Raw genomic sequence first — 25,343 nt, 5'->3', positions numbered from 1 at the left:
TGTTCATTTTTTCCAAAGAAATATAAAAAAGCATTGGATTTTGTTACCCAATGCTCTCTTTGCTTTTGGTCAATTATCTTCATCTTCGTCTATGCCATGATCATCAAAAAATTCAATAGGATTTTCTTCATCGATTTCGGAATCCTCTGCCTCCCCGGCCTCCTCCAAATAATTCATCACTTTTGATATCACCAGATCTCTTATTTCTTTCGCCCACGCCATATCCTCATTCGTTGAATCTCTAAACAGATCAAATAGGGATTCATCGTTTAATAATGTTTTTATTCCATCAATGGTATTATGACTGCCGCTAACAGATCCAAAGCCTTGATTATGTTTTTTAAAGCTTGTAAAACCAATTGGACGATTGGTGCCAATGTTTACACACGAAGCACCATCCACCGAATGAATGGTAAACGTCTTAATAAAAAAATTAGGAGACAAACTATTGGACATAGGTACACCTCCTGTTACGACTCATCTTTAGTTACTTTTCTGCCCTCAAAATCAACCTTTTTCACAATATGCTGATTATTGGTTGACACGTTGCGACTTCCTTGCATTGTTCCAAAACCTTCGTTTATTTTCTTATAAGATTTCCAATCCATTTGTAAATTTTCTCCTGAGAACAAACCTGAAGAATGACTAACCTTCTCTACATTTAATTGTTTAAGGACAATTTTCAATGTAATCCCCTCCAATTGATTACGGAGTAGCAAGATATTGTTAGGTATATTCACTAGAAGCTTATATATTCAAGAATTAAATTTAGCTTTCATGATCCGGCTTCACAATAGTTTTATTATTTATGCTGATTTTGCGCAGCTGGCCGGGTTGCTTTAAGTTCTCAACAGGAAGAACACGGAGGTTTTGCTCCCTATTCTTGGGGGAATCGTGACTTTTTTTCTTTGTTTTAGGGCCTTTTTGGAATGCCTGCTCAAGCTTCTTCTCTAATATTTTCTCAAGATCAGAAAACTTTTCACCGCTTGGATTTTCCTCATTAGCAGTTGTATTTGTGTTGGAGGTTTTTTCAACCTTTTCCTTTGAATTTATGTTCATACCCGAAGCTTTCACATTTTTATTCTTATTCTCATTATTCCCTTCAACACTTACTCCAAAATTATTGCCTATATTTAGCGCGCCGCTTACCTCTTTGACATCGATTTTATCAAAAATAAATTCCAGCTCGTCCAATATCGGCCCATGAAAATCTACTTTTTCTATATTAATAAAATAAACCTTTTCATTCTTTGTCATTTTTTCCAGCATGGAGTGGATTTTTTGTACTTGATTGTAAAGTTTGTCCAACTTTTCTTTATCATCAAGCATCAACTGCCCCCTCCCGTCCATTACTTCTAACGTATACAAACCATCCCTATTTTAGAATGATATGTTTCACATTACTAAATTATTAATTTATTTTCTCTCATAAAGGACTTCCCTGCCATCAATAGGGGTATCGATTTGATCGTTATCATAAACAACGTTCGTGTTTTTGTTTACTTTATTATTACGGCCCCCTAGAGAGCCAAATCCTGAATTAGATTTGCCATGAGAACTCCACCCTATTTGAATATTTTTACCAGTGAAAATCCCAGATGCATTCGAAACTGTCCCCGCTTGCAGGTTTTCAATATGAATCAAGGCTTTAGTCACTTTGTCCTTTTTATTCTTTTTATTTTCCTCTGCCTTTTTTTCTATCTCAATCTTCTGCTTGGCTTCATTCGGGTTGAAATTTACATTTGTAATATACCCGGATATAAAGTATGGAAATTGAATTGCTGGAAAAGGCCAATAACTGTAATCTGTGCGATGATTCATACATTCCAAACCCTTTCTCAAAATCTTTTAAATCCATACTATGTCATTAGCCCATTTGAAGTGAAAAGACCATTAATTAAAGGGCCTTTTAAGTATAAGGCTGGGTTTGAGGCATCCGCCTTTTATTGATAAATGCACCATTATATATGAACAAGTCACCAAGTTATCCAATAAAATAAAACTAGTCAAATCATTATTTTAATGGCCCGAATTAAGGAGTGATTATATGGGAGCCATTAACGGAAAGGAATTTATTGATCGTATTGACAGACTTCATGCTAATATATGGCTAGATGGAAAAAAGGTTGAAGGAAAGATTTCTGAGCATCCCGCCTTTAAAGGACTTCTCCAAAGCAAAGCAGCACTTTACGACTTACAGCATGACCCAAACCTCCAAAGCAAGCTGACCTACCAGTCACCGGACACAGGAAAACGGATTGGGCTTTCCTATATGCAGCCTAAAACATATGAGGATTTATTGAAAAGAAGAACCATGATGGAGATTTGGTCAAAGCACGCCCATGGGATGATGGGCAGGAGCCCTGATTATATGAATTCCGTTGTCATGGCTTTTGCTTCTTCGGCCGCCCTGCTTGAAGGAAGAGAAAACTGTTTTCCCGAAAATATTCAATCCCTTTATCAAAGGGCTAAAGAAAACGATCTGTCCTTTACACACACGTTCATTACACCCCAGGTAAACCGTTCCCAGCTCAATATAAATTTTTCAAAAGAGCCGATATCTGCAAGAGTTATTGATAAAACGGAAGATGGGATTATCGTGAAGGGTGCACGGCTGTTAGCAACACAAGGCGGTTTAACAGATGAAGTGCTGGTCTATGCTGCTGGTGGAGTCTATATGGAAGAAGAAGCATATGCTTTTTCTATTCCCTCTAATACAAAAGGACTAAAATTCATTTGTCGGGAATCTTTTGTCGGCGGTGAATCCTCCTACAATTATCCGCTAAGCTCGCGCTATGAGGAAATGGATACCATTTTAGTTTTTGACGATGTGTTAGTACCATGGGACCGTGTCTTTTTTTATGATAATGTCGATGCCGCAAATGAATTTATGCAGCAAAGCTCCTTCCACCACTACGCTACACATCAGGCGGTCACAAGACAAATCGCCAAAACGGAATTTGTGCTTGGAGTGGCGGGACTGCTGGTTGAAACGATCAATGTCAGCACCTATCAGCATATCCAGGAAAAGTTATCGGAAATTATCATTGGCCTTGAAACACTCAAAGCACTGTTAATCAAATCGGAAGTCGAAGCGGAATTGGATAAATGGGGATATTTACGGCCAAATATGCCTACTCTGCAGGTTGCGACGAATATTTTCCCACGAATATATCCACGGTTCAGTGAAATTATTCAATTAGTTGGTGCAAGCGGAATTGTCACAATTCCAAAGGAAGAGGATTTCAAATCGGTGATTAAACCAGATTTGGATCAATATCTGCAAGGTGCTTGCCGTAATGCTGAAGACCGGGTGAAAATTTTCCGCCTTGCATGGGAACTGACGATGAGTTCATTTGGGACCAGACAAACCCAATATGAAAGGTATTTTTTTGGGGATCCTATACGGTTATCTAGTCTCCTATATAAAACTTATCCGATGGATGAACATATTAAGCAGGTTACCGATTTTTTAGAAATAGATGAAAATGAATAGCACTGGCTGTTCCTTTAAAAAGCTGTCCTCACAAAATATTTTGAGAACAGCTTTTTTCTATTCCATTAGTATGGTCCTCTATGATACATTATAAATAATCTGAATCTTATAAAACCTTTTTGAATAGGGGGGCATTCTTTTGCAGCATTTTTATCCTTTTATAGTTTTGTGCATTCTTCTTATTATTTTACCCGGACCGGATACCGCAATTGCAACTAAGAATACTCTTACAGTTGGAAAAACAGGCGGTCTAAAAACATTATTCGGAACGTGCTGCGCCTTATTAATCCACACTACGGCAGCAGTAATCGGGCTCTCGGCATTAATTGTAAAATCAGCCATGTTATTTTCTATCCTCAAATATGTCGGCGCTGTTTATCTAGGCTATCTTGGGTTTAAAACATTATGGTCATTAAGAAAAAAAGAAGCCTCAGATGTGTTAGAAACAGCATCAATACTTGAAGAGGGGCAGATGAATTGTTTTCGCCAAGGTTTTCTAACGAATCTGCTTAATCCAAAAGTAGCGGTTTTTTTCTTGACCTTTTTACCTCAATTCGTAGATCATGGGCAAGAACCGCTCCTCCCGTTTCTAATCATGGGCTTAACCTATACGTTATTAACATTAATCTGGTTTATCCCATATATTTATTTAATCAACCAAATCAGCGCCTTTATGAAACGCCCCTCTACCGAAAAAGCCGTCCAAGGACTTACAGGCATAGCACTGTTAGGTTTCGGTATTAAATTAGCATTTGAGAAGGCGCATTAACGGTTTCTTTAACGGTGTCAGGCACCATGTGAAAATTTCACATGGTGCCTGACACCGTTTGCTTTTTGGATAATAATGGTCGATTGTTCTCCCATACAACACTAACGGGTAGGTCAAAATACTCCGAGAGCTGTATGCTTGATAGCATTTCTTGGGTGTTGCCAGCGGCGAATATTTGTCCTGCTTTTAACAGTAATGTTTTATTGAATACTGGCAATATTTCTTCTACATGGTGGGTTACGTAAATGATTGACGGCGCATTTGGTTTTGCGGCAATTCGTTCAACCGTTTCCAGCAGTTTCTCGCGTGCAATAAAGTCTAATCCATTTGTCGGCTCGTCAAGAATAAGCAATGATGGTTCTCCCATTAAGGCACGGGCTATTTGCACTCGCTGTTTTTCCCCTTGTGACAATGATTCGTACCTCCGATTGGCATATTTATCACATCCCATCTCCTCCAGCAATGTACCTGCCTTTTCCCTCATTTCATCTGTCGGTGTTTCATATAAACCAATGGAAGCAAATGCACCGCTTAACACGACCTCAAACGCATTATCATTTGGGTAAAGCTTTTCCTGTAAGGAGGAAGAAACAAACCCAATTTGTTTACGCAGCTTTTCACCTAAGTAGGTCTTCCCAAATTCCAAACCAAGTACGGTAATCTTCCCTTGTGTCGGAAAATGATAAGCGTTTAATAAATTTAATATCGCTGTCTTACCGGACCCGTTTAACCCGAATAACACCCAATGCTCACCTTGATTAATTTCCCAGTTAATGTTTTGTAGGATCCATTTTCCTTCTCGTTTTAACGAAACATCTTCTAGCTGTAGTACCATTTTTTTATCGCCTCTCAATCTAAGACTTGTTTCAGAATTTTTAGCGTGTCAATAACTAGTTTATTTATTATATTATGGTATCAAAATTTTCGGAAAATAGAAATGTCGTTTATGTATTTTAAAAAGGGGAGCCAGAATCCTGGCTCCCCTTCAATATCAATTAGTTTAATAGATTTTCCCTTAAAATAAACTGCGCCAGTTCCTCCATTTGATCCGAAATCGCTCGGTCACTTTCAAGCGGTGGACAAATCTCACGTATTTTCTCCAGGAACTCCCTTGTTTTCGGCGCTAAGTCTCTTTCGGCACCTTCCAGGTAAATCGCTTGAGACGCACAAATCATTTCAATCGCAATGACCCGTGCAGAATTATGAATAATTTCTCTCGCTTGGCGTGAAGCAATCGTACCCATGCTAACATGATCTTCTTGGTTTGCTGACGTTGGAATCGAATCCACACTTGCCGGATGGGCCAGTACTTTATTCTCAGATACAAGAGAAGCAGCAGCATACTGAGGAACCATCAAACCGCATTCTAAGCCTGGATCAACTGCCAAGAAAGGTGACAATCCGCTTAATTGCGGGTTAACCAGCCGCTCAATTCGGCGCTCTGAAATATTGGCCCACTCTGCTGTTGCAACCTTTAAAAAGTCCATAGCAAGCGCAATCGGCTGTCCATGGAAGTGCCCCCCCGAAATAATTTCGCCGCTTTCCAATACAATCGGGTTATCTGTTACCGCATTCATTTCTACCTTTAAGCGGTCTTCGACATACTGAAACGCCTGCCAGGAAGCACCGTGTACTTGCGGGATACAGCGGATGGAATAGGCATCCTGGACACGAATTTCCCCTTGGTGAGTAATTCGTTTACTGCCTTCAAGCCATTTTCTCATGCGGGAAGCCACTATTTCCAGTTCCGGATGCGGGCGGACAGCAAGCAGGTCACTGTCAAAGGCCGAAATGATTCCTTTAAGCGCTTCCATCGTTAAGCATGCAGCCATATCAGCGGCTAATCCTACACGTTCCGCTTCATTAATGGCAATCGTTCCAACAGCCGTCATTGCCTGTGTTCCATTAATCAGAGCCAGTCCTTCTTTTGCCTCTAAAGCCACCGGTTTAAGGCCAGCACGTTTAAGCGCTTCTCCTCCCGGCAGGGTCTCCCCTTGAAATTCCGCTTTCCCTTCTCCTACTAATACGATGGCCACATGGGATAGTGGTGCTAAATCACCGCTGGCTCCAACTGAACCCTTGCAAGGAACAATAGGATGGACCCCTTCGTTAATCATGTCAATTAATAGCTTTAACGTTTCCTCTCTTATTCCTGAAAATCCTTTCACCAAGGAATTTGCCCGAAGCGTCATCATCGCTCTTACAACTGGTGTCGGCAGCGGCTCTCCCACTCCAACTGCATCTGCCCGTAAAAGATTTAACTGTAATTTAGCAATGTCATCTTTTTCAATTTCAATATCACTTAACTTTCCAAAGCCAGTGTTTACACCATATATTACTTTTCCATCATTAATTTGCTTCTCAATTCGTTCCCGGCTAGCACGCACCCTTATTAGATTTGCTTCTGGTACCGTTACATGGGCCATGCCTCTTGCAATTCTTTCAATCTTTTTACGATCTAAAGTCATCCCATCAAGTTCAATCAATTCTAAATCTACTAATTTACTATTACTCATTCTACGTCAACTCCATTTAAATATCTTGGCTGAATTTTCCGTCTATCAGACTATTATAAAACTAATGCTGCAATTACGCCAAATACAAAAAGCGGGATATTATAGTGAATAAATGTCGGCACACATGTATCCCAAATATGATCATGTTTCCCGTCTGCATTTAAACCGGATGTTGGTCCAAGCGTACTATCGGATGCTGGAGAGCCGGCATCCCCTAATGCTCCCGCGGTCCCTAGTAAAGCCGCTGTTGCAAGTGGACTAAAGCCAATTAGCATACAAAGCGGAACGAAAACAGCGGCCAGGATTGGAACAGTTCCAAACGAAGTCCCAATACCCATGGTTACTAATAAACCGATTAATAATAAAACTATTGCCGCTACCAGCTTGCTGCCTCCGACAATCGAATCTACAGCTTCCACTAATGAAGTAATCGCCCCTGTTTCCTTTAGAATAGTTGCATAACCTGATGCAATCAGCATCACAAAGGCAATCGCACCCATCAGCTTTACGCCATCCTGGACGAGCTGTTCACCTTCACCCAATGTTGCTATTCTGCCGGCAAACATAACAATAATCCCGGCGAGAGCCCCTAATACAAGCGATCCGGCCATTAGCTGGGTTGCTAGAGCAATTAAAATGGAAGCTAATGTTATATAATCCTTCAAATGTAACTTTCGTTTATCCCCCTCTGATGCCGCACTAACTTCAGCAAAGGCAGCCATTGGGTCATCCTCACCGTAGCTTCTTGGTTTGCGATAAGAGATAAAAATTGCAATAATTAAGCCTACAATCATTCCAATCGCCGGAATCAACATGGCTAACGGAATTTGTGATTGGGCGATTTTCATACCATTGGCATTCATCTCAGATGTTATAATCCCATGGAAGATAATCCCGTACCCCGCAGGGATTACAATATAAGGTGTCTTTAACCCAAAAGTCAGCGCACAGGCCATTGCCCTGCGGTCCATTTTTAAATAATTAAAGAACAGCAATAAAGGCGGAACTAGGATTGGAATAAAAGCAATATGAACGGGAATTAAAGTGCCCGAAAGACAAGCAATACCCGCAAACATAAACAAAAGCAAAATTTTGCTCTTTTTCTTCATAGCTAGCAGTTTATTAATTAAGATAGTAGTAATACCTGAATGCGCTATCATTGCGGCAAAAATTCCTAGTAATACATAACTCAAAGCAGTTTGGGCCTGTCCGCCCATTCCGCCTATCATCGTATTAACCGTATCTGTTATTGACAAGTTTGCTGTTACCCCTGCAACGATGGCTGAAATGATTAAGGCAAAAATAACATGTACACGGCAAAGACTTAAGACAGTTAAAACAAGGACGGAAACTACTACTGGATTCGTTAGCATCTTACCACCTCTTCAAATATATTTAGTTTTCAAACAGACTGTTTCGGCCTAAAAGGGCATTCCCAAAACAAATGCGTGACCCCAAGAACTTTTTCTAAAGAACAGTAATTATTGTCATTGTACTTATGTGGTGTCACGCATTAATGAGACTGCCCTATTCAGTCCATAAATTCTACTATTTAATTCTACTATTTCTGCCATTACAGAGGTGTTTCGTTCAAATGATTCTATTTTTCCTTATGGTTTACATACCATTGTTCAATTAGCGCCGCTGTCAGTCTTCCCGTATTCACTAGATTCTCAACGCTGATGCATTCTCTGAAGGAATGGATATTCTGGAACCCTAAACCAAGTGTTAAACACGTTAATCCATTCTCATTTAATACGTTTGTATCAGCCCCGCCAAGTGTTTCAGTTAAATATGGGCTTACATGAATATTTCCAGCAGCCGTTAATGCTGTTTTAACCAAGATGTCTTCTTTTGGAATATCGAAGCCTAAATATTTTTTCTCAACTCTGACTTTTACTAATCCGCCCTTTTTCTCAGCTGCTTGCTGCATCACTTCCTCCATATGCTTTAGCTGTGCATCCAGCTTTACCTTTGAAAAACTTCTGACCTCTCCTGCAATCGTTACACTGCCAGGAATAATCGAAGTAAGTTCGCCGCCATTAATGATTCCGATATTAGCCAATGTGCCTTCATCGATTTCACCAAGCTTCATATTAGAAAGTCCTTCAGCTGCGATTAATATCGCACTATTTCCTTCTTCTGAATTAAGGGCAATATGGGCTGCATTACCCTCAACTTCAATCCAAATACGAGAGCTATAAGGTCCCTTTAGAATGATTTGCCCAACATCGCCGCTGCTGTCGAAAATATAGCCTGTTTTACTCTTTGCTTTCGAATAATCCATATAACGGGCACCAACTAATCCAGGCTGCTCATTTACCGTTAAGATAAATTCGATTGGACCATGTGGAATTCCGCCTTCGATGATTGCTCTCACGGCCTCAAGATATGCCGCTAATGCCGCTCTATCATCTGCCCCTAAAATCGTGGTACCGTCAGAATGAATAACACCATCTTTTATGACTGGTTTTAGGCCTTCCGTCGGCAGAACCGTATCCATGTGAGTCGAGAAGAATAATGGAGGGATCGATGGGTCTGTTCCTTCGTGCCAGGCAACCAAGTTCCCTACTTCACCATCGAAATTTTTGTGAGCATCGTCAAACTCCAGCGTAAAACCAAGCTCTGGGAGTGCCTTTTTTAAGTAATCTGCAACTAGCTGCTCCTTCGTGCTTGGTGCGTTTATTTTCGCTAATTCTAAAAACAAATCCAATAGACGTTCTCCATTTACCTGCTCTGCTGCACGTGATGAAAGTTTGGTCGTCATTTATAAATCCCTCCAAAATTTAAGCTTTGCGGTTAACTACTATTTCGCCGCTTTTAATAACCGTTTCTACAATATTAACTCCAAGCTCATATGCCACATGCTTATAGGATGGAACATCCCAAATTTGTAAATCTGCCAGTTTTCCCTCCTGAATAACGCCACGGTCATCGAGATCAAGTGCTCTTGCCCCGCCCACTGTCGCTGCTTTAATTGCTTCTTCAACGGAAAACTTATACAAACGGCAAGCAAGCTGAATAACAAACTGCATGGATTGTGTATAGCTGGCAGGACATAAATCGGTGGCAAGTGCTACTTCCACTCCTAAATCAAGCATCTGTCTTGCATCAAATGGACGCTTATGTCCAACGGCAAAATCAAGTGCAGGCATGAGGACAGCCGTTACTTTTGCCTCCGCTAATTTTTCCATTGCCTCTATAGGTGTATAATTTAAATGGTCAATGGAAACCATTTTCATTTCTGCTGCTAAGTCGGAACCACCTATGTAAGAATAGGCATCAGCATGAATTTTCGGTTTCATTCCATTCTTTAAGCCAGCTCTGAGAATCCTCTCTGATTCCTCCGCAGTAAAATAACCATCATCACACCAAACATCGCAGAACTCTGCAAGCTTCCGTTCCGCGACTTTCGGAATCATTTCGTTGACAATAACATCAACATATTCCTCTTTTGTCATGTTTTCTGGAATTCCATGGGCACCTAAAAACGTGTTGATTACATCAAGTGGTGTTTCTTTCTGGAGGCGTCTGCTTACCTCAAGAATTTTGATTTCACTATCTGTTGTCAGCCCATAGCCGCTTTTACTTTCAACTGTAGTGATTCCTTGCTCAAGCATCGTCAGCATACGTTTCTTTGATTGGTGAAATAATTCTTCTGCCGGCGTATTTCTTGTTAGTTCAATTGTTCGGTTTGGTCCGGTTGTTATGGCAAGCTTCTCTAGCTTTTCCGGTTTTCCTGTCAGTTTTGCCGCATATTCTTCAACACGTGTTCCGTGAAACACTAAATGTGTATGGGAATCGACAAAGCCAGGGACAACCACTTTGTCTGAAGCATCGATTAAACTGTTTGAATCAAATTCAAAATGTCTCTTAATCTCTTCCTCTGATCCTACCCCGGCAATTTTGTTATTTTTAATGGCAATCCAGGCATTCGTGATAACACCAATGTCTTCCATAGTTTCTCCCACACATGTCAAAGCCTCTGCTGCATGAGCAATGACTAAATCAACCTTTGTCTTCACCTTCGTTTCAGACATTTATTAAACCTCCATGATTATTTTTCACTTATCTAGCTCCACTAGAGGTGATATAGCTTTTATAAAAATCACAGCTCGCTTTTATAAAAACAGAAAAGCAAGCGGTGTGATTAGCAAAAGGGAAAATACTGTTCTAATGAACCAGATTGAAAGAATATCTCTCATCCTCAACGGGATTTCCGTAGACATAATGCACGGGATCAACGAGGAAAAGAAAAGAATGACCGATATGGACAAGGATCCAATAATGAATCTTGTCTCTAAGCTGGTTTTCAAAACAACTAATGACGGCACAAACATATCTACTAGATTAATAGCTGCAGCCTTAGCCGCAAGAAACGGCTCTGGTATTTGCAAAATAGCTGTCAGCGGGTAAAAAATATAGCCTAAATAATCAAAAACGGGTGTCTGATTCACTAATATTAGGCCTAATAAACCGATTGACATAATGGTTGGCAGAATTCCCATTGCCATTAGGACACCGTCTTTTACATTATCAAAGATATTTTTCCATAGTTTTGGAGCAGACTCCGCAGTGATCATCGCTTGATTCCAGGCGACTTTGATCCGGTCCTTCTTTATTACTTCCTCAGGATACCCTTCGCCGGAATAATACTCATCACTCATTTTACTAATTGGTCTTAACCTTACCGTAATGGCAGTAACCGCAAACGTGACGACTAATGTTAACCAAAAATAAAGGTTCCATATATGCATTAAATCTAGAGTTTTTGCTACTACAATCATGAATGTTGCAGAAACAGTTGAAAAACCAGTAGCAATAATCACCGCTTCTCTTTTCGTATATTTCCCTTCCTTGTACACTCTGTTGGTAATTAACAGCCCAATTGAATAACTGCCGACAAATGAAGCAACAGCGTCGATTGCTGACCTTCCCGGAGTTTTCCAAATTGGTCTCATAATCGGCTGCATAAATATTCCGATAAACTCCAATAGTCCATAACCAACTAGCAAGGCTAAAAATACCGCACCGATTGGAACAAGCATGCCGATTGGAATCAGCAAAAAGTTCAACCAATACGGCCCCATATCTTCAGCCATCAGCCAGGCAGGACCGATATTAAAAATAACCATAATGGTAGCAATTGCCCCGAGTACCTTAAATAAGGTTATGACTGCTTCGACAGCGTTTTTCTTCCATGTCTTTTTATAAAAAGGGTGTATTGCCCCTAACATTACTAAGATTAATACGTAATAAGAAGCACCCTTTCCAACAATGTTGCGAACCCATGTTACGAAATGGTCTAGTGGAATAGAACTCTTTCCGTTCCATTCAATCGGAATAAAAAACATAAAGATTCCAATCATGCTAAAGATTAGAAATTTTAAAATGTTGGAAATAGAATAGATGGACGGCTTTACATCAACATTTTGATTGAACTGCTGGGTTTCAACGGATCCTTGAAGTTCTTTCATATGTTCCACCTCTTTCAATGGGGAGATATGTTTATGGTGTCAGGCACCCGCTCAAATTTTAAAAAGAAGGCTGCCCCTGAAAGGTCAATCATAGGAACAGCCGCCAAAATTATCGTTAAATTATGCTTTTACATTTTCTTTTTCTAAATCTTTTGGACCAAATGTCGCTTTTGGTGACCACCATAACGGAACTTTAATGCTTTCGTCTGTCAGTTTTCCTTTTCCGTTTGCTACGTCACGGGCAATTTCATAACCCGCTTGAGCGTGGCGGATAACCCCAATACCAGAGTCCACTGTCATGGCTACTTCAAGTCTCATGTCAGATTCAGCAGTACCATCTGCAATCATTGTTACACCTGTATGAACGGCTTCACCCATAGAGTAGTTTGCTTGCAGGGCGATTAGATCACACATACCAACAGCGTTTAACAAGCCATTCAATACTGGCCAGTCAGAGATTAAATCTCCGCCGTCTTTCATGTTTTCTGATTCGAATGTTGGGTTCACGATTGAACCGGAGTCAAGGTTGTCACGTGAGAATGCCACAGGTCCGGCGAGCTCGCCTTTACGGATCATGTCATTTACCTTTAAAGCGAATTTCTTACGCTGACCGAAGCCCATATAACAAATACGTGCTGGAAGTGCTTCAATTGGAATATGTTTCATGGCAAGCTTGATCCAGCGTGTTACAAGCAGGTCATCAGCAAATTCTTCAAGAATCATTTCATCGATTTTGCGCAAGTCATCTGCTTCACCTGATAGACATACCCAGCGAAAAGGACCGCGGCCTTCACAGAATAATGGACGGATGTATTCAGCTACGAAACCAGGCAGGCGCTTCGCTTCTTTCTCATCAAATCCAGCATCAATACACTCTTTACGGATACTTGTGCCGTATTCGAAAGATTTAACGCCAAGGTCTAAGAATTTGATCAATGCTTTCAACTCGCGAATCATTGTCTCGCGGGCTTTATCCAAGTAAAGCTCACGGTTTGTGTCACGAAGCTCTTCTGCTTCTGCTACCGTGTAACCAGCCGGCAGATAAGAAATTGGGTCATGTGCAGGTGTCATGGATGTTGCGATGTCAGGCAGCCAGCCTTTTTGCAGCACTTCTTCAAAAATATCGGCAGCGTTTCCAACTACTGCAACCCCAAGCGGCTTCCCTTCTGCTGCGTGCTGCTTCGCCATTTCAATTGCTTCATCCAATGAATCTGCTATACAATCAATAAATCCTTTTTCAATTCTGCGATTAATAATTTCAATGTTAGAATCACATAGAATGGCAACCCCGCCATGCATTGTCATCGCTCTTGTCTGGTTGCCGCCCATTCCGCCGGCACCGGCAGTTAACAGGATTTTCCCAACAAGGGAATCATTATAGTGAAGTCGGGCAATTGCCGAAAGTGTTTCAAATGTACCTTGGATAACACCTTGTGTCCCGATATACTCCCATGGAGCAGCTGTGTAGTTTGCATACATTGTTAAGTTCTTATCTTGAAGATCATAGAAAGTCGGCCAGTCAGCTTTCATAATATTGGTAGTTGCCATAACAACCGTTGGAGCATATTTATGAGTTTTGAAGATTGCCACAGGCATACCGGATTGAACAACTAGTGTTTCATCATCTTCAAGTTCTTTTAAAGAATCTACAATTGCATGATAGGATTCCCAGTTACGTGCTGCTTTACCAATCCCACCATAAATAACTAGCTCTTCTGGCTTCTCAGCATTTTCCATGTTATTTTCAAGCATTCTTAAGATCGACTCTTGTCTCCAGCCCTTACAGCGTAGGACGTCTCCTCTTTGCGCCTTTACTGAATATAAGATTTCTGGTTTTGTCATGTACAATTCCTCCTAGATTGATAAAGTTGTATTGTTTGTACTCGCTTTTATATATTGCAAGTTGCGTGCCAAATTAGAAAAAGGGACAAATTTTTATTTTTTTTGCAAAAAAGCCTATTAAACTATAAAAAAGCCCTCTCCTGCACTCAAAAAAATCCAAATTCTGCAAATCGAGTGCAGATGGATTTGGCACTATTTTTGTCGAAATAATAGTTCTCCGGGCTGTTAATTACGAAAGCGATTACATTTAGATGGGTGCAGATATTTTTTGCGTGCAGACTATTTAAAAAATTCAAAACAAGTGTTATATTCTTAGCAAGGTCTTTATCTTAATAAGGGGGGCTTTTAACTTGATTGCAAAATCCATCGGTTCTATCTTAAAAAATTATGTTGACGGGGTTATTGTATTAAATGATAGTTTTCATATTTTATCCTATGACATTAATCCAACCCTTCCGCTAGAGATCAATGAAGGGATACATATTTCTGTACTTTTTCCCTGTCTTGCGAAGAATTTAGTCGAAAACAGTTGCTTTCCTATTAAATTGAATCAAAGAAAACTCATGGTTGAGGTAAAAAAGTTTACTGCGGATGTTATCTACACAGTTTTGTGTATAGAAGACCTTACCAATATAACGGAAAGTCCAAATACAAGATTATTTTGCCTTGAAAAAATTATCGAATCCCTTGATGAAGGGGTCATGATGAGTAACCATGAGGGCAGAATTGTGTTGTATAATCATGCTCAAGAAAAACTAGAGGGCCTGGACCACCGTGAAATTATCGGGAAACATTTGTGGTCCGCCTATAACTATAATCCGCAATACTCAGAGCACAGGCATACATTTAACACAGGCAAGCCAATTTTCTCAAGATATCGGGCGCATTCGACAGTAAATGGAATTCCTAGATACGTCAATTACAGTACCTTTCCGATTCAAAAAGACGGTGAGACGATTGCCGTCTTTTCCATAAGTACCAATGAATCTCATTTAAAAAATCGGCTGCATCAAACAATTGAGATGAAAAGGCAGATTGTTCAACCTGATTCAGACTCAAAGCCGTTTAAAAACGGGACTTCTTTTACTTTTGAAAATATTAAAGGAAAAAGCCTAGCCTTAAAAAATTTGATTCAAGAGGCCCAAAATATTGCCATTCATAATACGGATGTACTGATCGTCGGAGAAACAGGGACAGGGAAGGAACTGTTTGCCCAAAGTATGCACAATCACAGTCCGAGAGCGGAACAGCCATTTGTTGCCGTTAACTGTGCGGCTATTCCGGAAACCTTATTGGAGAGCACCTTATTTGGTACTGTGAAAGGAGCGTTTACGGGGGCTTCAAACCAGATGGGTCTTTTTGAATATGCCAAAAAAGGTACCCTTTTTCTAGACGAAATTAACTCTATGCCGCTGACACTTCAATCAAAGCTAATGAGGGTATTACAGGAGCGGTTAGTACGCCGAGTTGGTTCAAACGATGTTTCTCCTGTTGAATGCACCGTTATAAGTGCCTCAAATGAGGACCCGGTGAAATTAACCGAAGAAGGAAAAATGCGCCTTGATTTATTTTACCGGATTGCTCATACAAGTATTTTCATTCCGCCATTAAGAGAGAGAACCGAGGATATTTTATTTTTTATTGATCACTTTATCGAAAAATACCAACACAAATTTAATAAATCAGTCCCTCCGCTATCGTCAGCACTAAGAGCAATGCTCCTGCAATATCAATGGCCCGGAAATACAAGAGAACTTGAGCATCTGATAGAGAATTTAATTATCCAATCAAATGAAACAGAAAAGGAAATTAATAGCGAGCATCTTCCTGCTTATTTACGAAATAAAATTGTGACAGCTAGTTCGTCTAAAGGCCGTAATCAAAAGGAAGTCATCAAGAACCCGCTTAAATCAATCTTTGCCAATTCGCAAGAGCATTACATTCAAAAAGTTTTAGATGAAACGAACTGGAATATTTCAAAAGCAGCCAAACAATTGGGGATTACAAGGCAAAGCTTACAGTATCATATTAAAAAGCATGGCTTGGCTAAGCCTTAAAACAAAAATACCAGCTTATCCTGAAATTCCCGGATAATGCTGGTATTTTCCTTTAATCATCATTTTCTAATTTTCTATATTTCCCACTGTAATAGATCAGCGGCTCCCCATCCTCTAATTGAATGTTTGTTACCTTTCCAATAAACAATGTATGGTCACCCTCTACATGAGCCACGGATACTTCACAGGTTATTTGCGCTATAGCACCCGGTATTACTGGCATTTTTCCTAGATGCTCAAATTCAACATCACGGTGTTCTTTAAGCTGACCAGCAAAAATCATCGATAATTCCTTTTGCTCAGCGGCTAAAATATTCACCGAAAACGTTCCGCTTTGTTTGATTTTCTTCAGCATTTGAGCTTTTTCTGCGACGGAAATTACCACAAGCTTTGGTTGAAGGGAAACCGACATAAATGCATTTGCCGTCATCCCATACACATTACCGTCTACTTCTGTTGCTACTACCGTTACCCCTGTGGCAAATTTCCCCATTGCATTTCGAAATTGACGATCATCCATTCACATGACTCCTCTCTGCTTACTCCGTTAATATAAGACTATGTACCTTATTCAAATGAAATGAATGTGTTTTACTTTATTTTTATAATCACCCAATATACACTAGAATTAGTGAAATATTTAACTTTATTGATGAAAAAAAGAGGTGCCGGTTTTGAGGTTTCCAATTTTAGAGACAAAAAGACTGAAATTAATCGAAATTACCCATCAACATTTAGACAGTATCTTTAGTATTTTGTCCTTGGAGGAAGTGACAAAATACTATGGGACTGATCCATTTATATTGCCTGCCGAGGCAACAAAATTAATTGATATGTATCATAAAAACTTTCATGAAAAACGCGGGATCCGCTGGGGCATTAAATTAAAAGAGAATCAAAAAATTATTGGCACGATTGGCTTGAATGCGCTGCAGCTGAATAACAAACGGGCTGAGATTGGTTATGAATTGCACCCATCCTATTGGCGGAACGGTTTCGCTACTGAAGCTTTAAAGGAGGTTCTTAACTTTAGTTTTGAACAGTTGGATTTACACCGGGTTGGGGCCGTTGTTTATCCAGAAAACACAGTTTCCCTGAATCTTCTTAAAAAGCTTGGCTTCACAAATGAAGGATTGCTGCGGGATTATATTTATCAAAACAAACAATCACATGATACATATGTTTTGTCCCTGTTAAAACATGAATGGGAAAAAAGCCAGGTAAAATAACCTGGCTTTTTCATTAAGAATAGATAATTACACCAAAAACCCCTGACAAAAGAATAATCATGACTGGATTTATTTTTGTGAAAAGAAGCAAACAAACTCCGCTTAAAATAAACAATACACCTGTAAAATTAAATCCATATAAATTAACGTCGCCAATAATATCATTTTGAACAGCAAATTTAATTGCGGCATAAACAATTAATCCAGTTACTACCGGTCGTAATCCATAAAAAGCATATTGAATAACAGATTGGTTTTTCATCTTTTTGATAAACAGTGAAATCAACACAACAATCAAAATAGATGGGAGTGAAACTGCAACGGCGGAAACAATGGCGCCAAGCAATCCTCCAATCTTATAACCAACAAATACAGCACTATTGGTAGCAATGGGTCCAGGGGACATTCCAGCAACTGCTACAGCATCAGTAAATTGCTGTGTCGTCATCCACCCGTGTGATTGGACTTCATATTCGATTACTGGAATCATCGCATAACCGCCGCCGAAGGAGATAAATCCAATTTTCAAAAATGACAGAAATAGTTCCCAATACACCTAACTCCCCCTTTCTCCTTTAAGCCCCTCGTGATTTTTCTTGGTCCTTTTCATTGGTACTGATCAAATTTTTCATATTTAATAGAATACCGCCTAATCCGCCTGCAACTAGAATTACTATAGGATGCATATGAACAAACAAAAATAAGATCAAGGAAATAACTGCAAAAATAAGCGTTTTTATATCAAAAATGGCGGTCTTACCGATTTTAATTGCGGCATAAATAATTAGTGCAACAATTGCCGGCCTAATCCCCATCAAAGCTGCGGCGACAATCGGGTTTTGCTGAAAGTTCAAAAATAATGCAGCAAGCAGCACAATAATAATAAAGGTTGGTGTTACAATCCCCAATGTTCCAACCACTGCCCCTGATAAACCAGCAAGCCGATAACCAATAAATGTTGCGGTATTGACAGCAATGGATCCCGGAACTGTCTGTGCCATCACCAGTACATCGGTTATATCTTCTTTTTTAGCCCACTTTTTCTTTTCCGTCACGGCCCTCTCTAGTAAGGGAATCATGGCATAACCACCACCAAAGGAAAATGGACTTATTTTCATAAAGGTAAAAAAGAGACTCCATAAGAGTTTCATTTTCTTAAACCTGTTCATACCGATCCCCCTCTTAATCTATGTAGTAACCTAAAACCATACTCCCCGCCCCGATTGCAGCTGCGTTTTCACCGAGGTATCCATGACTGAATTTCACCTCATAGCCCGGATATATTTTTCCAATTCTTTCACTCGCTGTTTTCGTTACCGTTTCATAAAATAATTCCAGCCGGCTATACATTGGACCCTCTAAGATGAAAATATCAGGCTGGAATAGGTTAATGATGTTCGCTACGCCCATTCCTGTGTAAAAACCAAAATCTTTGACAATAAAGGAACAAAGTTGATCATCATTCTTTAGCGCCCAACAAATATCTTCAAATTCAATTTCGTCGGGATTGGCAATCTTTTCGGTTAAAATTGAAGAATGTCCGCGCTTTAAATGATGGATGATTTCCTCCTTTAAAGCTAATATACTTGAATAAGTTTGGACACAGCCATAATTGCCGCAGTCACATTTCCTTCCATTCGTATTTACCACCATATGTCCATTGCCATATTTTCCAAAACCTGTAGCAGGACTATGAAAAAGTTGATGATTGGTCATCAAACCAAGTCGTATCCCTACACCTGCAATCGTGTAAGCGAGATTGCCGACCACACTATTCAAGCCTATTTCATATTCTGCCCGAATAGCCGTATTAACCCCGCTATCAACAAGAATTCTTGTATTGAAATGATTTCTCAAAATTTCTGAGATCCTGATATTTCTCCAATTATTTGCAGGAAAATAAAGCGGATTAAATATAATGCCCTTTTCCCGATCAAGCGGTTCAATCGCCCCAATTCCGATTCCCAATAATTGGGCGTGTTGAATTTGATTTTTATTCAACATTTTTTCGATGGCATTGATTATAAAAGAAATGGTTTTCTCGGGGCTACACGTATGGTCCATCCTTAATTTTGCTTCGTCCTTCACTTTCAAATGAATATCTAATAACAGTACTTTTGTAAAGGTACGGGAAATATCAATCCCTATACAATAGTATAGTTTGGAATTAATATCATACATAATAGGTTTCCGTCCGCCGCTCGATCTGTCAGTACCACTTTCAATGATTAAACCTTCCTGAACAAGCTCCTCTACGATTCTTCCGCAAGTAGTTTGCTTTAAACCAGTGAGTTCAATAAGTGCATTTTTTGTTACTGGACCATTTGTTCGAATTAGCTTATATAACAATTTAGTATTCATTAATTTTTGGGACATGGGGTTATGGAATTGTTTTAGCATAAGACTCATCTTCCTTTATCGCTATTACCCTTATTATACAACTTTTATCCACTTTGGTAAAAAGTTTTTAAAGGAAGAGAGAAAATCTTTACTAAATTATTATCCCTTTGCATTTTTTCAGGTGCAAAGGGACTTTTTAGTTAATCTACTTTTATTTTTTGTAAATCCTTTGGTACAATCACTTCACCTGCAAATACTGAAGATGTTTCAGCAAAGGCTTCCTCACCATCCGCCTCAGGTAAAAAGTGAGTAAGTACCAAAGTTTTTACCTCTGCTTCTTGGGCAATTTGTCCGCATTGAACTGGAGTACAATGTTCTTTTTTTAGGTTTTCAAAAACTTTGCTAAATTCTTTATTTCCACCCTTTGTATAGACAGAGGTGGTCGTAAGAGCAGAATCAAGGACTAATAAATTCGCACCACGAGCAAGTTCAACGATATTAGGTGTTGGTGCCGTATCACCGGAAATAACAACTACCTTATCCTCGATATAGAACCGATATCCAAATGTCTTAACATTATGAACCATTTCTGCACAAGTCACATAAGCAGGAATATCCGTTTTTATCTCACCAGATTCTATTATTTCAATAATATTAACATCCAGTAATCCCTTCGGCGACCGCCCTAATGAAAGTCGGTAATTGAGATCCTCTTCGTATAATTCTAATATTCTTTGGTGGTATTTTTTAATCCCTTTTGGTCCAACTATGGTCAATTCCCGCCGCCCGTTTCCTTGACCGCCAATCAAAAATTGGGCATAGCCAAATAAATGGTCGGAATGTAAATGGGTGATCCATAAATGATTAATCGATTCTAAGGGAATGCCAGCCTTTAACAGTTGTGTCGATGTCCCTTCTCCACAATCAATTAAGATATGTGTTCCATCAATAGTCAATACTTGTGCCGGTCCGGAACGTTCTATATCTGGTCTTGGACTTCCGGTTCCTAACATGGTTAATGCAATTTCTGACATTCTTTAACTCCTTTCTTATTCAGGGGAATGTATGAATTCGATCTCTCAACGTTTCCTCTATTGCATACTATAAATTTTCGCTTAAGCTATCCAATTTTAGTCTTGTTTTAAAACCTTTCGTTTTTACCGCTAAGAATAGGAACCCTATTAGCAGCCATGAAACACCCACGATTTTCCCAGTAGCATCCATGCCTATTAAAATATAAATACACACTGCGATTCCTAATAACGGTGAAATAAAATTGAAAAAAATCTGACCCCCGTTTCTCTCTTTTCGTTTGATATAAAATTCTAGGATGACGGCTAAATTTACAAAGATAAAGCCGATTAATGCTCCAAATACTACGATCAAAAAGAACAATCTAATTGGGATTAGCAAGGCTCCAATATAGCCAAGCACTGCTAAAAGTAAAACACTATTAACTGGAGTTTTATACTTTGGATGTAATTGGCTTAGAAAGCTTGGTAGTACTCCATCACGCGCCATCCCAAACAGAACTCTCGAACCGGACGCCTGACCGGCTAATGCTGTAGCAGCTCCTGTAATATTAAGGAGTATTGTAGTCATAATGGCAAGACTGCTTCCGCCAGCAGCAAGGGCTATTTCATAAAAAGCAGTATCAGGATTTTTAAATGTGGTGAAATCTGGGTGAAGTAGTGTTGCGAAATAGATTTGAATACCAATTAAACCAGCGCTTATTAGGCAGGTGATAATGACAGCGCGTCCGACTGTTTTCCCAGAAACTTGCGCATCTTCCGATAAAGCGGTGATTGCATCAAACCCAATATAGGAAAGTACAGCGATCGATGAACCTGCAATTAGAGCATTCATGGAAAATGTTTGCGTATCAAAAATCCCTTTCAAATCGACGACATGTCCAGCACCTACACCATTTGTAAGGGCATGGATGGCGAATCCAAGGAACAAAGTAACGCTCAATAATTTTAGGAGTAACATAATGAGATTAAGGTGCTTAGAAACCTTCATACCTAAATAATTAAAAATAGTCATTGGGACAATAAAAATGAAAAGCATCAGCCATAACGGCATAAACGGCATCATTTCTACAGCAAAACTAGAACCTAATTTGTAAACCAGCATAGGAAAGATTAAATAATCTAAAAGAATCGCCCAGCCAGCAATAAAACCGATTGTTGGATTTAGCGCATGTGTGGCGAAACTGTAAGTGGAACCGGCTTTTGGAACGATACTTGCCATCTTTCCATAGCTAAATGCTGTAAATATCATTGCAACAAGGCCTACTAAAATAGCAAGTAATCCGTGACCATGAGAGGAGGTGGTAAGGCCGCCAAATAATGACTGAGCTGAATTCGGCGAAATAAATATCAAACCAAAAATAACAAGATCCCGCGTTTTTAACACCTTTTTTAATTCTTGCTTCCCTGCTGCGTTTTTCCCCATAAATCAAGCCTCCTTAGTTAATTGGTTGTCAAAACTTTTTTATTTCAAAAGCTTGCTAATTTGTGGTCTTTAGGGATTTAAAGGCAAAAAAATGCCACCACCTGATCTAAAGAATAATTAAGGTTCCTCGCACCAACATCCCAGAATAGGAAGCGACAAGTTGTAACCTCAATTATTAACTGATCTGATGGTTTTTTTAAAATTATCTAGATAATCTCATTTAAATTCCAACTAGATTTGTTTTTCAAATGCTGTAATGGAATCAGAAAGAATCACGATGATTTTTTCAATTTCCTGCTTGTTCGCAATCAAAGGCGGAGCGATGGTAATAATGTTAGATCCTTCAAATACAACAGGACGGGCAATCAATTTTCTCTTAAAACACTCCTGAATCACTTTTGGCGCTGCTAAAGCAGAAGGGTCAAACGGTGTACCGCTATCACGGTCAACGAATAATTCAAATGCCCCCATTAAACCTTTCGCTCTTGTTTTTGTCACGATTGAATGTTTCTCTTCAAGATATTGAAACCCTTTTAAAAGTTCATCCTCCATATTTTTAGCATTTGCCACTAAATTTTCGGTTTCTATAATTTCAATATTTTTCAAGGCAGCCGCACATGCACTAGGATGACCGCTATAAGTAAAGCCATGGAATAAAACATCGGTTGAAATTTCTGCTAATTCGTCCCGCAAACGTTCAGTAATGATAACTGCACCTAGTTGAATGTAAGCGCTGGTAATCCCTTTAGCTACGGACATGACATCTGGCACAACATTCCAATTATCGACACCAAACATTTTGCCGGTTCGCCCGAATCCACAGATCACTTCGTCGGCAATCATCAAGATTCCATACTCATCACATAGTTTTCTTACCGCCTGCAAATATCCATCAGGTGGAATGTTAATGCCTCCTGCACCTTGGACCGGTTCTAAAATAACAGCAGCAACAGTTTCAGAACCTTCTTTCTCGATAATTCCCCTTATACTTCTTGGATAATTTGCATCCACTTTGTCCCCTAATTCGCAATTTAATTGAAATGGTTTTGCATGGAAAAAGTCTGGGGCGTTGGCAGTCGCCATGTTTTGAAATGGTGTGATCCCTGTTGCACTTGTTGCGCCCATTGTAATACCATGATATCCGCGTTCAAGGGCAATAATTTTCGTACGCTTTTCTTTACCTTTCAATTTCCAGTAATGTCTCACCAGCTTAAATGCCGTTTCATTCGATTCCGAACCGCCAGAAGTATAAAAACTTACATTTAAATCTCCAGGCGTAAGGGAAGCAATTTTCTCAGAAAGCTGAATGACAGGTTCATGTGAAAAGTTTTGAAAGGTCGAGCTATAGGCAAGCTTTTTCATTTGTTCACTAATCACATCAACGATTTCTTCCCTGCCATGACCGATGTTTACATTCCATAAGGATGAAAGTCCGTCAATATACGTATCACCCTTTACATCTTTTAAATAAATACCTTTTCCTTCTGTAAAAATAACCGATGGACCATTTGCTTGATGCTGTTTAATCGATGTGGTTGGATGTAAAAAATACTTTTTATCTAACTCTCTTAAATGATCAATATTAATTTCTTCTTGTGTGATATTCTTTATCATGAAAAGCCCCTCCTAAAATGTATTTTCCAAATGAGAAATATCCTTAAATAATAGTAGAAATAAATTTTGTTTCGAGAAAATCGGCTAACCCGTTCGGTCCGCCCTCTCTACCCAGACCGCTTTCCTTGATTCCTCCAAAAGGACCCTGTACCTGGGACATCACTGTATCATTGATTCCTACCATTCCATACTCCAGGGCTTCTGAAACTCTGACTGATCTTGAAAGGTCTTTTGTAAAACAATAGGCTGCAAGTCCGTAATCGCTATTATTGGCCTTTTCAATTACCTCATCTTCTGTTTTAAAAGTTAATACAGCTGCTACCGGACCAAATGTTTCCTCATTGGCAATCTGCATTTCTTCATTCACATCTGCAAGAATGGTAGGTAAATAGAAGTATCCGTTTTCATAACCTTGAACTGGGAATTCATCTCCTCCGCTAATAAGGACGGCACCTTTTTGAACAGCATCTTTTACATGGCTTTTTACCTTTTCTAATCCAGCTTGACTAACAACCGGACCTAAATCTACCTGTTCTTCTAATCCATAGCCAATTTGCAATGATTCTACCTTCTCTTTTAATTTGGTAAGGAATTTTTCTTTGACTGATTCTTGAACATAAATTCGATTTGGCGAAATACAGGTTTGACCACAGTTAAAATATTTACTTTTCATAATGCTTGAAACGGTTTGGTCAATGTCAGCGTCTTCAAAAACGATAAATGGTGCGTGACCGCCCAGCTCCATCGATACTCTTTTAACTTGATCAGTAGCCTTCTTCATTAACAATTTCCCTACTCTTGTTGAGCCGGTAAAGGTTATTTTGCGAATCCGTTTGTCGGACAAGAAGGCATCGCCAATCTCTGCCGGGGAACCAGTCACTAAATTAATTACACCTTTAGGAACTCCGGCTTTTTCAGCTAGTTCAAAAAATTTTGCGGCAGACCCTGGTGTTTGTTCCGCCGGTTTTAATACCAACGTACATCCCGATGCAAGAGCAGGTGATATTTTCCTAGTAACCATTGCAAGCGGGAAATTCCAAGGTGTAATCGCAGCAACCGGACCAACAGGCTGTTTAATCACTTGTAATCTTTTGTTTTCTTCAAAGCCTTTAATCGTAGTTCCATAGATTCGTTTACCTTCTTCCGCATTCCAGAGGACATATTCAGCAGCGTTCATTACTTCCCCACGAGCCTGTTTGATTGGTTTCCCCATCTCGTTTGAAATAGTCTGTGCTAAATCCTCAAGATTTTCATGCATTAGCTGATATAGACGAAATAAAATCGCGGCTCTTTCTTTCGATGATATTTTCGACCATTTTGGGAATGCCGAGTAAGATGCATCGATCGCCCTCTTAGCATCGTCAGCTCTTCCATTGGCCGCCCGATAAATGACCTCTCCGGTTGCCGGACTAATGACATCAAAAAATTCTCCTGATTTGGCATCAACCCATTCGCCATTGATATATAATTGAAGTGTTTTAACTGATTTTACTGTCGTCATATTAAATTCTCCTTTCATTAAACCGTTTTTTTTCTAAAGATAAAA

23 protein-coding genes are annotated in these 25,343 nt (G+C 39.5%); 4 read left to right on the top strand and 19 right to left on the bottom strand.

The annotated features are described in order from the left end of the window. Positions 1-69 precede the first annotated feature (69 nt). The 4 genes from A6749_RS21930 to A6749_RS21915 form a co-directional block, all read right to left on the bottom strand. Positions 70-456, bottom strand: a complete 387-nt coding sequence (locus A6749_RS21930) for a hypothetical protein (protein ID WP_066396579.1) — start codon at positions 454-456, stop codon at positions 70-72. Between the two features lie 14 nt (positions 457-470). Beyond that, positions 471-686: a hypothetical protein gene (locus A6749_RS21925; protein ID WP_066396576.1), complete on the bottom strand. Its 216-nt coding sequence runs from the start codon at positions 684-686 to the stop codon at positions 471-473. Positions 687-768: 82 nt separating this feature from the next. Next, positions 769-1,329 (bottom strand): hypothetical protein, encoded by a 561-nt coding sequence (locus A6749_RS21920; RefSeq protein ID WP_066396573.1) that lies wholly within the window; start codon positions 1,327-1,329, stop codon positions 769-771. Between the two features lie 87 nt (positions 1,330-1,416). Next, a complete protein-coding gene (locus A6749_RS21915) occupies positions 1,417-1,821 on the bottom strand; it encodes a hypothetical protein (protein WP_066396568.1) in 405 nt (134 codons plus the stop codon). A 226-nt stretch (positions 1,822-2,047) separates the two neighbouring features. Here A6749_RS21915 and hpaB point away from each other — a divergent pair, with 226 nt between their 5' ends. Continuing rightward, positions 2,048-3,496 (top strand): 4-hydroxyphenylacetate 3-monooxygenase, oxygenase component, encoded by a 1,449-nt coding sequence (gene hpaB, locus A6749_RS21910; RefSeq protein WP_066396566.1) that lies wholly within the window; start codon positions 2,048-2,050, stop codon positions 3,494-3,496. A gap of 139 nt (positions 3,497-3,635) precedes the next feature. Further along, the gene (locus A6749_RS21905; protein ID WP_066396562.1) at positions 3,636-4,265 is read left to right on the top strand and encodes a LysE family translocator; all 630 of its coding nucleotides are present in this window, start codon (positions 3,636-3,638) and stop codon (positions 4,263-4,265) included. A gap of 37 nt (positions 4,266-4,302) precedes the next feature. Here A6749_RS21905 and A6749_RS21900 read toward each other — a convergent pair whose 3' ends face one another. The 7 genes from A6749_RS21900 to hutU all read right to left on the bottom strand — a co-directional run bounded on the left by A6749_RS21900 (position 4,303) and on the right by hutU (position 14,100). Further along, a complete protein-coding gene (locus A6749_RS21900) occupies positions 4,303-5,100 on the bottom strand; it encodes an ABC transporter ATP-binding protein (RefSeq protein ID WP_066396560.1) in 798 nt (265 codons plus the stop codon). A 160-nt stretch (positions 5,101-5,260) separates the two neighbouring features. Beyond that, positions 5,261-6,781 (bottom strand): histidine ammonia-lyase, encoded by a 1,521-nt coding sequence (gene hutH, locus A6749_RS21895; RefSeq protein WP_066396553.1) that lies wholly within the window; start codon positions 6,779-6,781, stop codon positions 5,261-5,263. A gap of 53 nt (positions 6,782-6,834) precedes the next feature. Continuing rightward, the gene (locus A6749_RS21890) at positions 6,835-8,154 is read right to left on the bottom strand and encodes a Na+/H+ antiporter family protein (RefSeq protein ID WP_066396549.1); all 1,320 of its coding nucleotides are present in this window, start codon (positions 8,152-8,154) and stop codon (positions 6,835-6,837) included. Positions 8,155-8,381: 227 nt separating this feature from the next. Then, positions 8,382-9,548, bottom strand: coding sequence for a M20/M25/M40 family metallo-hydrolase (locus A6749_RS21885; RefSeq protein ID WP_066396539.1), 1,167 nt, complete (start codon positions 9,546-9,548; stop codon positions 8,382-8,384). Between the two features lie 19 nt (positions 9,549-9,567). Continuing rightward, the gene (hutI, locus tag A6749_RS21880; protein ID WP_066396537.1) at positions 9,568-10,821 is read right to left on the bottom strand and encodes an imidazolonepropionase; all 1,254 of its coding nucleotides are present in this window, start codon (positions 10,819-10,821) and stop codon (positions 9,568-9,570) included. 81 nt (positions 10,822-10,902) lie between these two features. Then, entirely contained in the window at positions 10,903-12,258 is a 1,356-nt protein-coding gene (locus A6749_RS21875; RefSeq protein ID WP_066396535.1) for a YjiH family protein, read from the bottom strand. A gap of 120 nt (positions 12,259-12,378) precedes the next feature. Continuing rightward, positions 12,379-14,100, bottom strand: a complete 1,722-nt coding sequence (gene hutU / locus A6749_RS21870; protein WP_066396532.1) for a urocanate hydratase — start codon at positions 14,098-14,100, stop codon at positions 12,379-12,381. A 350-nt stretch (positions 14,101-14,450) separates the two neighbouring features. Between hutU and A6749_RS21865 the strand changes: the two genes are divergently transcribed. Next, the gene (locus tag A6749_RS21865) at positions 14,451-16,157 is read left to right on the top strand and encodes a sigma-54 interaction domain-containing protein (RefSeq protein WP_084797924.1); all 1,707 of its coding nucleotides are present in this window, start codon (positions 14,451-14,453) and stop codon (positions 16,155-16,157) included. Positions 16,158-16,209: 52 nt separating this feature from the next. On the opposite strand, the gene A6749_RS21860 is transcribed toward A6749_RS21865, so the two are convergent. Then, positions 16,210-16,677 carry a flavin reductase family protein gene (locus tag A6749_RS21860; protein WP_066396530.1) on the bottom strand — a complete coding sequence of 156 codons (468 nt, stop codon included), beginning with the start codon at positions 16,675-16,677 and terminating at the stop codon, positions 16,210-16,212. Positions 16,678-16,831: 154 nt separating this feature from the next. On the opposite strand from A6749_RS21860, the gene A6749_RS21855 reads away from it, so the two are divergent. After that, entirely contained in the window at positions 16,832-17,386 is a 555-nt protein-coding gene (locus A6749_RS21855; RefSeq protein ID WP_066396529.1) for a GNAT family N-acetyltransferase, read from the top strand. A 13-nt stretch (positions 17,387-17,399) separates the two neighbouring features. On the opposite strand, the gene A6749_RS21850 is transcribed toward A6749_RS21855, so the two are convergent. The 7 genes from A6749_RS21850 to A6749_RS21820 all read right to left on the bottom strand — a co-directional run bounded on the left by A6749_RS21850 (position 17,400) and on the right by A6749_RS21820 (position 25,298). Further along, positions 17,400-17,942 carry a chromate transporter gene (locus A6749_RS21850; protein ID WP_066396526.1) on the bottom strand — a complete coding sequence of 181 codons (543 nt, stop codon included), beginning with the start codon at positions 17,940-17,942 and terminating at the stop codon, positions 17,400-17,402. Between the two features lie 19 nt (positions 17,943-17,961). Then, the gene (locus tag A6749_RS21845) at positions 17,962-18,555 is read right to left on the bottom strand and encodes a chromate transporter (protein ID WP_066396516.1); all 594 of its coding nucleotides are present in this window, start codon (positions 18,553-18,555) and stop codon (positions 17,962-17,964) included. A 13-nt stretch (positions 18,556-18,568) separates the two neighbouring features. Continuing rightward, positions 18,569-19,786 (bottom strand): ROK family transcriptional regulator, encoded by a 1,218-nt coding sequence (locus A6749_RS21840; protein ID WP_066396506.1) that lies wholly within the window; start codon positions 19,784-19,786, stop codon positions 18,569-18,571. A gap of 140 nt (positions 19,787-19,926) precedes the next feature. Continuing rightward, a complete protein-coding gene (locus A6749_RS21835; protein ID WP_066396503.1) occupies positions 19,927-20,760 on the bottom strand; it encodes an MBL fold metallo-hydrolase in 834 nt (277 codons plus the stop codon). Positions 20,761-20,827: 67 nt separating this feature from the next. After that, positions 20,828-22,183 carry an APC family permease gene (locus A6749_RS21830; protein WP_066396498.1) on the bottom strand — a complete coding sequence of 452 codons (1,356 nt, stop codon included), beginning with the start codon at positions 22,181-22,183 and terminating at the stop codon, positions 20,828-20,830. 231 nt (positions 22,184-22,414) lie between these two features. Beyond that, positions 22,415-23,797: an aminotransferase family protein gene (locus tag A6749_RS21825; protein WP_174842919.1), complete on the bottom strand. Its 1,383-nt coding sequence runs from the start codon at positions 23,795-23,797 to the stop codon at positions 22,415-22,417. A gap of 43 nt (positions 23,798-23,840) precedes the next feature. Further along, positions 23,841-25,298 (bottom strand): NAD-dependent succinate-semialdehyde dehydrogenase, encoded by a 1,458-nt coding sequence (locus A6749_RS21820; RefSeq protein ID WP_066396494.1) that lies wholly within the window; start codon positions 25,296-25,298, stop codon positions 23,841-23,843. Positions 25,299-25,343: the final 45 nt, after the last annotated feature.

This window comes from Neobacillus mesonae (assembly GCF_001636315.1).
Lineage (GTDB): Bacteria > Bacillota > Bacilli > Bacillales > Cytobacillaceae > Neobacillus > Neobacillus mesonae.
This window is presented reverse-complemented; position numbering and strand designations above follow the sequence as displayed.